The following is a 12,051-nucleotide window of genomic DNA, read 5'->3' as shown; positions in this document are numbered from 1 at the left end:
AAAACTTATTCCTTACCGGCGTGGCTAACCAGCCAGCAGTTGTGAATTTGACGGTTGCGCGCGAAATCCTGCGACAGCGTTTTTTGGGTAATTTCCTGCGCCTGCAGACCAAGACGAGCTAAACCGTCGAGGTCCATTTTGAAGCCGCGCTTATTGTTGGAGAACATAATGGTGCCACCGCGACGCAGCAGACGTTTTAGGTTCTGCATTAGCATCATGTGATCGCGCTGCACGTCGAAATCGTCTTCCATACGCTTAGAGTTAGAGAACGTCGGCGGATCGATAAAGATCAAATCGAACTGTTCGTCACTCTCGCGCAGCCAGCTCAGACAGTCCGCGTGCATCAGGCGGTGCTGACGTCCGGTCAACCCGTTTAGACGCAGGTTGCGCTCAGCCCACTCCAGATAGGTACGCGACATATCCACGGTGGTGGTGGTTTTCGCTCCGCCCAGACCGGCGTGCACGCTGGCGGTGCCGGGGTAAGCAAACAGATTAAGGAAATCTTTACCTGCGCTCATTTTGCCGAGCATTTGCCGCGCAATACGGTGATCGAGGAACAGGCCAGTATCCAGATAATCGGTGAGATTCACCAGTAGGCGGGCATCAAATTCCTGCACTTCAAAGAAATCGCCCTTCTCGCCCAGCTTTTGATACTGACTTTTGCCTTTCTGACGTTCACGCGTTTTCATCACCAGACGGTTTGCCGGGATCTCCAGCACGCTCAGCGTGGCGCTGATCACATCAAACAGACGCTGACGCGCTTTGTTGGCGTCCACGGTTTTCGGGGGCGCGTATTCCTGGATCACCACCCAATCAGCGTAGCGATCAACCGCCACGTTGTATTCAGGTAGGTCGGCATCGTACAGACGATAGCAGTCGATATTTGACTGACGCGCCCACTTATCCAGCTTCTTAAGATTCTTACGCAGACGGTTGGCAAAATCTTCGGCAATCTGCGCGCCGCCTTCGGCGCTGGTCGCGGCCAGCTGGTAGTTTTTCTGTACGCACTCCAGCGGCCCATTTTTGGCTTTAAACTGGCGATCGGCACGCAGTTGCAGACAGCTTAATAGCTCTGGAGATGCGCTGAACAGTGACAGATTCCAGCCGCCAAAATTCTGCTTCATGATACGACCGAGCTGGCTGTGCAGCGCAATCAGTGCCGGCTCACTTTCCAGACGCTCACCGTACGGCGGGTTGCTCAATACCGTGCCGGTAATCTCTTGGCCAGCCAGCGGATTTTTCAGCTTGATGACATCCTGCTGCGCAAAGGTGAACAGCTCGAACACGCCTGCACGACGGGCGTTCGCGCGCGCAGATTCCAGCACGCGGCTGTCGTTATCATAGCCAAAGAAACGGGCGGTCGCCGCGGCGGTACCAACGCGTGCGCGCTCCTTCGCTTGCGCGTGTACTTCCTGCCAAACCGCCTGGTTGTGTTTCTTCCAGCGATTAAAGCCCCAATGGGTTCGCAGCAGGCCAGGTGCGCGATCGCAGGCGATCAACGCCGCTTCCAGCAGCAGCGTACCGGAACCACACATTGGATCGACCAGTGGCGTGCTGCTCTGCCAGCCGGAACGCATCACAATCGCCGCGGCCAAGGTCTCTTTTAGCGGCGCGGCGCCGGTTTGCTGGCGATAGCCGCGCTGATGCAGAGAATCACCGCTCAGATCCAGGGCGATGCTGACGCGATCTTTATTCAACCACGCATTGATACGGATGCCCGGCTGTTCACGATCGACGTTCGGACGCTCCAGGTTCTGGCGGGTGAAGCTGTCGACGATGGCGTCTTTAATACGCAGTGCACCGAACTGGCTGTTGCGGATCACTTCGTTAGTGCCGCTAAAGTGGATGGCAAAACTGGTGTTGCTATCGAACATCTCGGTCCAGGGAATGCTTTGCGCGCCCACGTAAAGATCGAGATCGCTCCAGACGCCAAATTCTCCCAGCGGCAGCAAAATGCGTGAAGCCAGACGGCTCCACAGCAGGCTTTGGTACATTACATGGTCGTCGGCCTGAAAGTGGACGCCACCCTGCACCACCTGCAAATCCTGCGCACCCAGCGCGTCTAGCTCACTTTTCAACAGCTCTTCGAGCCCACGCGCCGTACTGGCAAACAGAGAATTCATATCGTCACTTTTTACTCTTGCTTAAATTGCTGCGCATTATAGCGAATCAGCGTGCTATGTCATAAAGTTAGCTTCTTTTTGACAAATACCTTTATCGGGAACGCCATGATCACGTTATCTCGCCTTTTTATCCATCCCGTTAAATCGATGCGCGGCCTGCAGCTGTCGCATGCGCAGGTGCTGGAGAGCGGTCTGGGTTTTGATCGCATCTTTATGGTGACCGAGCTGGACGGCACCTTTATTACGGCGCGTCAGTATCCGGAGATGGTGCGCTTTACGCCGGCGCTGCTGCCCGACGGCCTGTTTTTGCAGGCGCCCGATGGAACACAAGCGCTGATCCGCTTTGCCGACTTCACCACTGAGCAGGCGCCAACCGAAGTATGGGGCAACCATTTTACCGCGCGTATCGCTCCCGAAGAGATCAACAGCTGGCTGAGCGCATTTTTCCCGCGTCCGGTACAACTGCGCTGGACCGGCGTGGAACCCACGCGTCGCGTAAAGCGCTTTGATCACGTGCCGCTGAGTTTTGCCGATGGTTTTCCGTTCCTGCTGGTGAATATGGCCTCGTTGCAGGATCTGCAGCAGCGTTGCCCGGCCAGCGTGCGCGTCGAGCAGTTTCGCCCCAATCTGGTGGTGAGCGGCGCAGCCGCGTGGGAAGAGGACAGCTGGAAACGTCTGCAGATTGGCGAAATCGTTTTTGAGATGCCGAAGCCGTGCAGTCGCTGCGTGTTTACTACCGTGGGCACCGAAAGCGGCCGTAAACATCCTGAGGGCGAGCCGCTCACCACCTTACAGCGTTTTCGCAGTGCGCAGGATGGCAGCGGTGATATCGATTTCGGCCTGAATTTGATCGCGCTGAATAGCGGTATTATTCGCGTCGGCGATGCGGTGACCATTATTGAGAAGCAAACGCCGCGCGCTTATGGTGCCGGTGCGGTCGTTGAAACCCTCGCACCGACCACCAGCAGCCACAGCGAAGTGACCATTGATTATCAGGGCACCGCCTTTAGCGGCGACAATCAGCAAGTGTTGCTGGAGCAGTTGGAGATGCAGGGATTTCGCATTCCCTACTCGTGTCGTGCCGGCATTTGCGGCAGTTGCAAAGTTAAGCTGGTTGCGGGCGAAGTGAAGGCATTAAAGAAAAGCGCGGTGCGCGCAGATGGCACTATCCTGAGCTGCAGCTGTATTCCCGCAGGCGATATCGAACTGGCCTAAGCCGATTATACCGCCCGCGCAAAGTGGGCGGTTTGCTCCTGCTGCTGCGGACGTAAACGATCGTTCATGATCTTAATCGCATCACCCAACTGCATACCTTTACCTGCCACGGTTAACGCGTTTTGCGCGACTAAGCACAGCGCCGCATTCTCACCGCTTTCAACCACAAACAGCTGTGCTTGTTCACCGCTATCGGCCAGCGTCACGGCAACCATCTCACCCGCGGCTGGCTGCCAGCTGTGCGCATGATTGGTGAAATGCCAGCTCTTAGGCATTAACGGTTTGAGAAAACGGCTCGCGACTAACGCGTTTAAAACTAATTCAGCGCGCTGATCGCCTTTTAATCCACTTTGGCGGCAGCGCTCCTCAAAAGTAAAATAGAGCGCGGCGTCATCAACGCAAAAACCGCTGACATTAAAGGCATCGGGCGTGAGCATTTTACGCGAGAAGCGCGAGCGAAATAACATACCATCCGCTAAATCCAGCATCATGCGGTCATGCTCGGCGTCGAAATACCAACGCCAGTTGTCATCAGGTTTGATTTTCATGATCTGCCCTGTGGTTTATCGCTGCGCTAAATGGCGCTTAATTAAAAAAATAAATCTGAGAAAAGGCTGAAAATGCACCAGCAGGACAAAATATAAACGAGCCGAAGGGATAAATAAACCCCTCGGCGCAGTAAAGTGGGAAATGTCTTAGAGGTGAGTCACGATATCTTTAATTAAACCCGGGCCTTTATAAATAAATCCGGAGTATATCTGCACTAATGTTGCACCCGCGGCGATTTTTTCACGCGCAGATACCAGCGAATCAATGCCACCTACGCCAATAATAGGTAAGCGTCCCTGAAGCTCTTGCGCCAGGCGGCGAATCACTTCGGTGCTGCGCGACTGCACCGGACGGCCACTTAATCCGCCCGCCTCGTCGGCATATTTAAGGCCGGTTACCAGCGAACGATCGAGCGTGGTATTCGTCGCAATCACTCCGTCAATTTCATGGCGCACCAAACTGTTCGCCACCTGAATCAATTCTTCTTCTGAAAGATCCGGTGCGATCTTAACCGCCACTGGCACATATTTAAGGTGCCGTTCTTGCAGCTCTTTTTGCTTTAATTTGATGGCGGAAAGAAGATCGTCCAGCGCTTCGCCATATTGCAGCGTGCGTAATCCTGGCGTGTTCGGCGAGGAGATATTGATGGCAATATAACCGGCGTGGGCATACACCTTTTCCATGCAGATGAGATAATCGTCTTTGCCTTTTTCGACCGGCGTATCTTTATTTTTACCAATATTGATACCGAGAATACCTTTAAAGCGCGACTTTTTAACGTTCGCAATCAGGTGATCAACACCGTGATTATTAAAGCCCATGCGGTTAATAATCCCTTCCGCCGCCACCAGACGGAACATGCGCGGTTTGTCGTTGCCCGGCTGGGCAAGTGGCGTCACGGTTCCGACTTCAACAAAACCAAAGCCCATTGCACCGAAGGCGTCAATGCACTCCGCATTTTTATCGAGACCGGCGGCTAAACCGAGTGCGTTCGGGAACGTCAATCCCATACAGGTAACCGGACGTGAAGGCAGCGACTGGCGAATCAGCCCTTCCAGCGGCGTACCGCTGATAAAACGCAGTTGTTGAAAGGTGAGTTCGTGCGCACGCTCAGGATCAAGCTTAAACAGCGCCGGCCGGACGATAGGATATAACATGCACTCTCCTCAAAGACGGATATCAGGGAAGTCGGGGTGCACGGGAATTTGTGCGCCAGAATGGTAAGGTGCTCTGGCGCAAAAGTAAATTGTTCTACTGCATCACAAATTGATCGGTATCAGCGCCGGGCAGAATAGCGTCCAAGCTGCTCGCGACACACCTGCAGCCCACTGTAAATCGTTGGGCAGTACCACATCAGTTTTAGACGCGCGCTGTACTGCAACACATTGCGCACCAGCTGATTCACCTGCGGCTGCCAATCTGTGGGAATCACCATATGATTTTTGCGAATTTGCGCTAAACAGCTTTGCATCACCGTTTGGTAATAGCTATCCAGCAGCGTTGCATCGACCGGCAGTTGATGATCGCGTAAGAACTGCTCGCTACTGGCGCGCGCAATAAAGTAGTTTTTCACATAGGAAAAATCGCGGGTGCTCTGCGACAACGATGTCAGCATAAAGCGTTTGTAGTAGTAGCTTTGGCTGGTGCAGTAGATGTTGCGCGCCTGCAGATAGAGCGCAAACATGTATGGTGCATCTTCATGGTTTTGGATCGGCAGAAACTGCAGCGCCAGCTGATCAATCAACCGGCGGGAAATAATGCTGCTCCACACCACGCGATGTGCCGATTGATGCTGCATCAAGGTACGCAAGCTGGTGCTGCCGCCGGGCAACAGCCCGCTAACATGACGCTGATGAATGGTTTGATAGTGCCGCTGTGCCGCAGGCAGATCAAAAAACATCTTCGCGCCGAAACAGAACAGATCGATATCGTCATGGCGCGCCTGTACGCGGCGGAAATCGGCGAACAGATCGGTGGAGACAAAATCGTCCGCATCCATAAAGTAAACGAAATCGCCGGTGGCGACAGACAGCCCTTTCATGCGTGCCGCACTGACGCCACCGCGTTCGCCGCTGAGCAGCACCACCTGCGGGTGCTGCTCAGCAAATTCCGTTAACCAGGCAACGCTGTTATCACTGGAGCCATCGTCGATAACAATGATCTGTTCCGGCGGCGATGACTGACGCAGCAGTGAACTCATCGCCTCTGGCAGCCAGGGCGCGCAATTCCAGTTCGGAATGATGACCGAAACCGTAGGGATACGGTGAGATGACATCATGCTCATCCTCTTTCCTCAACGTTAAACAACGGAATTCTGAGGCGCTTCAACACCACGCTATGCAGTAAGCAGCACACGCCGAGATTGAAGGCACCGATCACCGCCAGCCACAGCAGGTTGATCCAGCGATTTTGATTCCACTCGATAGGCAACAAGGTACTCAGCCAGGCAATTGCCGCAGAAACCGCCCAAATCAGCATCACGTCGCGGGTTAACCAGGTGAAATGAATGCCTGGTGCGAAGCGGCGATGCACCAGCCACGCCCAACCCACCAAATAGAAAATGTTCTGGCCCAGCCACAGCCAACCGGTGCCCAACGCGCCATAGTGAATAGCGCACCAGATATTGAGCGGCACCAGCAGCACGGCAAAGCAGGTGAACCCTTTCATATGCAGCTTGAGATTGCCGTTGATGTACTGCAGGTGATAGAGCAAGCCACAGATTGCCTGAATACCGCTCCCCAACGCGTACAGGCTGAGGACAAACGACATCTCATCAACAATCTGGCTCTTCTGCGTCCACGCCCACAGCAGCGGCCCGGCATAGCAGGCAATGGTAATGCTGAGCGGCGCCATGAAGATCGCTACCGCTTGCGTGGTGTAGCGATAGAGCTTCAGCGACTCCGCATCGCCCTCTTTACGCGTTTTCATGCCGGTCATGCGCGGCACAATGGCCTGCATAATCGGACTACTCAGCAGCAGGATCCCGGTAGCCGCGGTTGCTACCACGGTGAATGAACCGTATTCGCTCAACGGCAGCGTCTTGGACAGGACCAAACGGTCGATTTGCGAAATAAAGGTCCACACCGCGCTGGAAAATGCCGCGCTGAGAGCAAAACGAATGAAGGGTTTGAGCACCTCTTTGAGATCGCCGCGCTTCTCTTTGCGTGCCGCTCGGGGAATCAGCTGGCAGGATTTGTAAATGCAGCAGGCCGCCTCGGCAATCGACACCAGCAGTTGCCAGACAAAGAAGGCCAATACCGGATTAGAGAAGAATTGAATGACCAGCACCGCGCCGAAGGTACGCAACGTGGTGATGATCAGGTTAACGCCGTTCAGCCATACCTGATGCTCAAAGCCGACAATCACACTGCGATAAGGACTGGTGCGCCAGCGGATTGCAGCAGTGATCACCATGATTGCCACCGCAATCACCACATCACCTGACGGAAGATGCTTTGCATCCAGCCAGTGGGTCGCTATCCACGGCGTTGCCAGCCAGCCCAACACCACCAGCACGATGGTGGAGAACAGGAAAAATTTGGTGAGGGTGGCAAACAGCGCAGGAAACCAGACAAATTCCGCCTGGTTAGCCCGGTAGCGCGCCGCTTCGCGCATTAAGGTCGTGGAAACACCGGCATCCAGTAATTGCAGCCAGGTTAATAAGATCGAAAAGAAGCCGACTAATCCATAGGCTTCCATTCCTAAGTGTTGAATATAAAGGGGTACAACCAAAATACCTGACAGCGTCAGATAGATCTGGCCAACGTAGTTGGCAATCGCGTTACGTTTTATAGACATAGGTGTTTTGGCATCTGGGGATTTATCTCAGTGGCCTTAAGCGTGACATAAAAGCATTCACGCGCACACCGGAGTTATTCTTAAAATTAATGTTGGCGCTAAGCACCCAGCCTTTTTCTCATTTTCATAATAGAGAAATAGATGTCAGGTTGTTTCAACATAAGTTTTTCCATTGCACCCTGGACTGGAAAATTATCTGCAAAGTAAGTCAACGCATGACGGATATTATCTGAGAATTTATCTGCGCTACTCAACTCCTGCTGGACTAATTGTAATAAGCCGCTGCGTAAATAACTTTCACGGTAGCGGTTTCGCTCCGGAATAAAGTGTGACAAACGTGTGAGTTTTTCATAATCAGTAATAAATTGCTGATAAGTGAAGGGCTGAGAGGCATTTACGTTCGCTGCAAGCGCCGTTTCACTGGCGTAGTCGAGCACCCATGCGGTTTGGGTATGGAGTAATCCCGCCAGCATCACATCCTGAATCCGGTTTAGTGGCGCACCGCTCCGGGCCAGGCCCGCGCGCAAAATCACAGCAAAGGCGCCTTGTTGCCACCAGCGCTGCTCATGGAGTTGCTGAAACAGCTGGGTAGACGAATGCAAGCCGGCAGCCAGCTCTCGCTTTGCCAGAGAGACAATGAAACAGTTTAGCTCAGGCCGTTGATCGCTGAGTTTCGCGACATCCTGTAGCAGGCTGGCGGGCAAGGCACCGCGCTCTGCACTGAACAGCAGAAAATCATCGTCGGACGGTGTACTGTGCGGAAAGGTGGGCAACAGCGAAGAGGTAAAATGGGCTGACGCAGCATCAGCCTGTAGCCAATAACACACCAACTCCTCTGCAATTTTACTGGATGGCGTGAGGCGATTAAACGTGACAGGCGCAGCCTGCTGCTCAGTAAATTCCTGAGCACGTGTTGCTCTTTCCATATTCATCTCCCTGGGGAAAATTGGTTTGCCACAACGGCATTACACGCCACAAAAGGTGGACGTTAATTAAATAAGCGCAGTATCGTTATTGAGTTCTAGCGGAAATTAGCTCAACCAATTATAAACAGGCTGAGAGATTTAATTCCATCGTCGACCTTTTACGTTGCGTTTATGAAGCTCATAATTGTTCAATATAACTTGAGTAAAAAGTAAATCGCCGGGCAAAAAGTAACAATAAGTTTTGCTACTAGAGATAAGAACCGTCTTGTAATTAATCTTTGTAGGCTTTTTCGCAACCACCCGCTCAAATAAAAACCATTCATTAATAGGAAATAGTGGGCTCCTCCTAAGCTAATTCCGATTCCAGGTGAATAGAATAAGATTGAATCGGCATTTTTCTTCTTGTGATTCAATGGCAGTTTTCGCCAGCGCGGTATCATGTTGCCATCTGTGCAAATCTGTATCCGCGTAAACGCCTCTATTAAACCCTTTCATCAATGTGTTTAACCATTAACCGAGATAAACACGCTGTGCTGATTAATATAACTACGCCGTTTTTTCCCGGCTTTTCGGATTAACCCTAAGCATGCTAACCGGCCTGTATTCGTCTTCCTTTATATGTCTCTGGCTATCCCATTTTACGACTTAGGATTACCAGATAAATCATTTAAGCCTCGCCCCCCGCTCTGACAGTATTGAACACATCAGTTCTGAATATTAGATAATCAATAACTTTCAGTTATAAGGAGTGACTATGCGGGTTATTACGCTGGCGGGCAGCCCTCGCTTCCCTTCACGCTCTACAGCACTGCTCAGCCTGTGCCAGCACGCGCTGGAGGCACGCGGTGTTGACGTCATTCCATGGAATATTCACAACTTCCAGCCGGAAGATCTGCTTTATGCACGCTTCGATTCCCCCGCATTAGCCGCTCTGAAAGCTGATTTGGCGCTGGCAGATGGTTTAATCGTCGCCACCCCTATCTATAAAGCCTCGTTTTCCGGTGCGTTGAAAACCTTGCTTGATCTGCTGCCCGAGCGCGCACTGGAACACAAAGTGGTCCTGCCACTGGCGAGCGGCGGAAGTTCATCACACCTGCTGGCGGTCGATTATGCGCTGAAGCCGGTGCTCAACGCGCTGAAAGCGCAGGAAGTATTGCACGGCGTATTCGCCACTGACGGCCAGATTACCGATTACGATCGCCAGCCGCTGTTAGATCCGCTGCTGTCGCAACGCATTGATGAGGCGCTGGATACCTTCTGGCACGCGCTGCATCGTCGCCATCAACCCTACGCACAAGCGGTATAAAGGAAGCATGATGAAACGGATATTGACGGGCTTGCTGCTCCCCGCTGTAGCGGGACTACTGGCTTTAAGCGTTACAGCCCAGGCCGCTGATGCACCGGAACAGCTACGCATTGGTTATCAAAAGGGTTCGGTCAGCATGGTGTTGGCGAAAAGCCATAAGCTGCTGGAGCAGCGCTTTCCTCACACGCAGATAAAGTGGGTGGAATTCCCGGCTGGGCCGCAAATGCTGGAAGCGCTCAACGTCGACAGTATTGATTTGGGTAGCACCGGCGATATCCCGCCACTGTTTGCCCAGGCTGCTGGCGCCGATCTGTTGTATGTCGGATCTGAACCACCAAAACCGCAGGCGGAAGTGATTCTGGTGCCGAAAGAGAGCCCGATCCACAGCGTAGCCGATCTGAAAGGCCATAAGGTGGCGTTCCAGAAAGGCTCCAGCTCGCACAATCTTCTGCTGCGCGCCCTGGAACAAGCCGGACTGAGTTTTAAAGACATTCAACCCACCTATTTAACCCCCGCCGATGCGCGCGCGGCTTTCCAGCAAGGTGACGTGGATGCCTGGGCGATTTGGGATCCTTACTACTCTGCCGCCCTGCTGCAGGGCAACGTGCGTGTGCTGGTCGATGGCAGCAAGCTCAATCAAACCGGCTCCTTCTATCTAGCCACGCGCAAATACACCGAGGCTAACGGCGCATTCGTGCAGCAGGTGCTGAACACCTTCAGCGATGCCGATGCATTAACCCACAGCCAGCGCGACCAGAGTATCGATCTGCTGGCGCAGGCGATGGGCTTACCGAAGCCGGTGATTGCCAGCTATCTCGACCATCGTCCACCGACCACCATTACGCCGGTCAGCGCCCATACCGCGCAGGCCCAACAGCAAACGGCCGATCTGTTTTATGCCAATCATCTGATGCCGGTAAAAGTGAATATCGCCGATCGCATCTGGCAGCCACAATCCGCCCAGCCTAAAGGAAATTAATCATGAGCGTATCCGTATTCTGGTTTCTCCCGACTCACGGCGATGGTCACTATCTCGGCACGGCGGAAGGCTCGCGCCCGGTTGATCACGGCTACCTGCAACAGATTGCGCAGGCGGCGGATCGCCTCGGTTTCGGCGGCGTGCTGATTCCCACTGGTCGCTCCTGTGAAGATGCCTGGCTGGTAGCGGCATCTTTAATTCCGGTCACGCAGCGCCTGCGCTTCCTGGTCGCGCTGCGTCCGGGCGTGATATCGCCAACTCAGGCTGCGCGTCAGGCGGCCACGCTCGATCGTCTGTCGAATGGTCGTGCGCTGTTTAATCTGGTCACCGGCGGCGATCCGGAAGAGCTCGCCGGCGATGGTGTGTTCCTTGATCACCGTGAACGCTATGAAGAGTCCGCTGAGTTTACCCGCGTCTGGCGTCGGGTCACCGAAGGCGAAACCGTCGATTACGATGGCAAGCACGTGAAAGTGCGCGGTGCGCGCCTGATGTTTAAACCGGTGCAGCAGCCGCGTCCACCGCTGTGGTTTGGGGGATCGTCGGATGCGGCCCAGGATCTGGCCGCCGAGCAGGTCGATGTTTATCTCACCTGGGGCGAACCGCCAGCCTTAGTAAAAGAGAAGATTGAGCAGGTGCGGGCCAAAGCGGCGGCACAAGGTCGCACCGTTCGCTTCGGTATTCGTCTGCACGTCATTGTGCGTGAAACCAATGAAGAAGCGTGGCAGGCGGCAGATCGCCTGATTGCCCATCTCGACGATGCCACCATTGCCAAAGCGCAGGCGGCGTTTGCACGCACTGATTCGGTCGGTCAGCAACGTATGGCCGCGCTGCACGGTGGCCGCCGCGACAAGCTGGAGATCAGCCCGAATCTGTGGGCTGGCGTAGGTTTAGTTCGTGGTGGCGCCGGCACCGCACTGGTGGGCGATGGTCCAACCGTGGCGGCGCGCATGCAGGAGTACAGCGATCTCGGCATCGAGACCTTTATTCTCTCCGGTTATCCGCATCTGGAAGAGGCGTATCGCGTGGGTGAGCTGCTGTTCCCGCACCTCGATCTGGCCATTCCGGACGTACCGCAACCACGCGTGGTGCAAGCGCATGGGGAAGCGGTAGCCAATGATTTCACGCCACAAAAAGTGTCGCAGAGCTAAAGGAGCA

General features: G+C 54.0%; 10 protein-coding genes. 4 read left to right on the top strand and 6 right to left on the bottom strand.

Features of this window, described 5'->3' with window-relative positions:
* Positions 1–5: 5 nt before the first annotated feature.
* On the bottom strand, positions 6–2,123 hold the full coding sequence (gene rlmKL, locus AC790_RS04595; RefSeq protein WP_049851037.1) for a bifunctional 23S rRNA (guanine(2069)-N(7))-methyltransferase RlmK/23S rRNA (guanine(2445)-N(2))-methyltransferase RlmL: 2,118 nt from the start codon (positions 2,121–2,123) through the stop codon (positions 6–8).
* A 105-nt stretch (positions 2,124–2,228) separates the two neighbouring features.
* On the opposite strand from rlmKL, the gene AC790_RS04590 reads away from it, so the two are divergent.
* A complete protein-coding gene (locus tag AC790_RS04590; protein WP_049851036.1) occupies positions 2,229–3,338 on the top strand; it encodes a YcbX family protein in 1,110 nt (369 codons plus the stop codon).
* A 5-nt stretch (positions 3,339–3,343) separates the two neighbouring features.
* On the opposite strand, the gene AC790_RS04585 is transcribed toward AC790_RS04590, so the two are convergent.
* The 5 genes from AC790_RS04585 to AC790_RS04565 form a co-directional block, all read right to left on the bottom strand.
* Positions 3,344–3,886, bottom strand: a complete 543-nt coding sequence (locus AC790_RS04585) for a cell division protein ZapC (RefSeq protein WP_007887369.1) — start codon at positions 3,884–3,886, stop codon at positions 3,344–3,346.
* Between the two features lie 147 nt (positions 3,887–4,033).
* Complete coding sequence (gene pyrD / locus AC790_RS04580; protein WP_007887371.1) at positions 4,034–5,044, bottom strand: quinone-dependent dihydroorotate dehydrogenase; 1,011 nt, start codon at positions 5,042–5,044, stop codon at positions 4,034–4,036.
* A 119-nt stretch (positions 5,045–5,163) separates the two neighbouring features.
* The gene (locus AC790_RS04575) at positions 5,164–6,165 is read right to left on the bottom strand and encodes a glycosyltransferase (protein WP_235440726.1); all 1,002 of its coding nucleotides are present in this window, start codon (positions 6,163–6,165) and stop codon (positions 5,164–5,166) included.
* Positions 6,166–6,167: 2 nt separating this feature from the next.
* Positions 6,168–7,685 (bottom strand): lipopolysaccharide biosynthesis protein, encoded by a 1,518-nt coding sequence (locus AC790_RS04570; RefSeq protein WP_049851034.1) that lies wholly within the window; start codon positions 7,683–7,685, stop codon positions 6,168–6,170.
* Positions 7,686–7,783: 98 nt separating this feature from the next.
* Positions 7,784–8,611 carry a hypothetical protein gene (locus AC790_RS04565; protein WP_049851033.1) on the bottom strand — a complete coding sequence of 276 codons (828 nt, stop codon included), beginning with the start codon at positions 8,609–8,611 and terminating at the stop codon, positions 7,784–7,786.
* Positions 8,612–9,365: 754 nt separating this feature from the next.
* On the opposite strand from AC790_RS04565, the gene ssuE reads away from it, so the two are divergent.
* From ssuE to ssuD, 3 genes are read left to right on the top strand one after another with little or no spacing between them, the layout of a single operon-like run.
* The gene (ssuE, locus tag AC790_RS04560) at positions 9,366–9,917 is read left to right on the top strand and encodes an NADPH-dependent FMN reductase (RefSeq protein WP_007887375.1); all 552 of its coding nucleotides are present in this window, start codon (positions 9,366–9,368) and stop codon (positions 9,915–9,917) included.
* Positions 9,918–9,927: 10 nt separating this feature from the next.
* Positions 9,928–10,896, top strand: coding sequence for a sulfonate ABC transporter substrate-binding protein (locus tag AC790_RS04555; protein WP_007887376.1), 969 nt, complete (start codon positions 9,928–9,930; stop codon positions 10,894–10,896).
* A 2-nt stretch (positions 10,897–10,898) separates the two neighbouring features.
* A complete protein-coding gene (ssuD, locus tag AC790_RS04550; RefSeq protein ID WP_049851032.1) occupies positions 10,899–12,044 on the top strand; it encodes an FMNH2-dependent alkanesulfonate monooxygenase in 1,146 nt (381 codons plus the stop codon).
* Positions 12,045–12,051 lie beyond the last annotated feature (7 nt).

The sequence above is a fragment of the Pantoea sp. RIT-PI-b genome, assembly GCF_001187905.1.
GTDB lineage: Bacteria > Pseudomonadota > Gammaproteobacteria > Enterobacterales > Enterobacteriaceae > Pantoea > Pantoea nemavictus.
This window is presented reverse-complemented; position numbering and strand designations above follow the sequence as displayed.

What these genes read in the sequence shown, in the direction of transcription:
- rlmKL (WP_049851037.1), bottom strand. Translation starts at nt 2,123, where the DNA reads ATGAATTCTCTGTTTGCCAGTACGGCGCGTGGGCTCGAAGAGCTGTTG.
- AC790_RS04590 (WP_049851036.1), top strand. Translation starts at nt 2,229, where the DNA reads ATGATCACGTTATCTCGCCTTTTTATCCATCCCGTTAAATCGATGCGC.
- AC790_RS04585 (WP_007887369.1), bottom strand. Translation starts at nt 3,886, where the DNA reads ATGAAAATCAAACCTGATGACAACTGGCGTTGGTATTTCGACGCCGAG.
- pyrD (WP_007887371.1), bottom strand. Translation starts at nt 5,044, where the DNA reads ATGTTATATCCTATCGTCCGGCCGGCGCTGTTTAAGCTTGATCCTGAG.
- AC790_RS04575 (WP_235440726.1), bottom strand. Translation starts at nt 6,165, where the DNA reads ATGATGTCATCTCACCGTATCCCTACGGTTTCGGTCATCATTCCGAAC.
- AC790_RS04570 (WP_049851034.1), bottom strand. Translation starts at nt 7,685, where the DNA reads ATGTCTATAAAACGTAACGCGATTGCCAACTACGTTGGCCAGATCTAT.
- AC790_RS04565 (WP_049851033.1), bottom strand. Translation starts at nt 8,611, where the DNA reads ATGGAAAGAGCAACACGTGCTCAGGAATTTACTGAGCAGCAGGCTGCG.
- ssuE (WP_007887375.1), top strand. Translation starts at nt 9,366, where the DNA reads ATGCGGGTTATTACGCTGGCGGGCAGCCCTCGCTTCCCTTCACGCTCT.
- AC790_RS04555 (WP_007887376.1), top strand. Translation starts at nt 9,928, where the DNA reads ATGAAACGGATATTGACGGGCTTGCTGCTCCCCGCTGTAGCGGGACTA.
- ssuD (WP_049851032.1), top strand. Translation starts at nt 10,899, where the DNA reads ATGAGCGTATCCGTATTCTGGTTTCTCCCGACTCACGGCGATGGTCAC.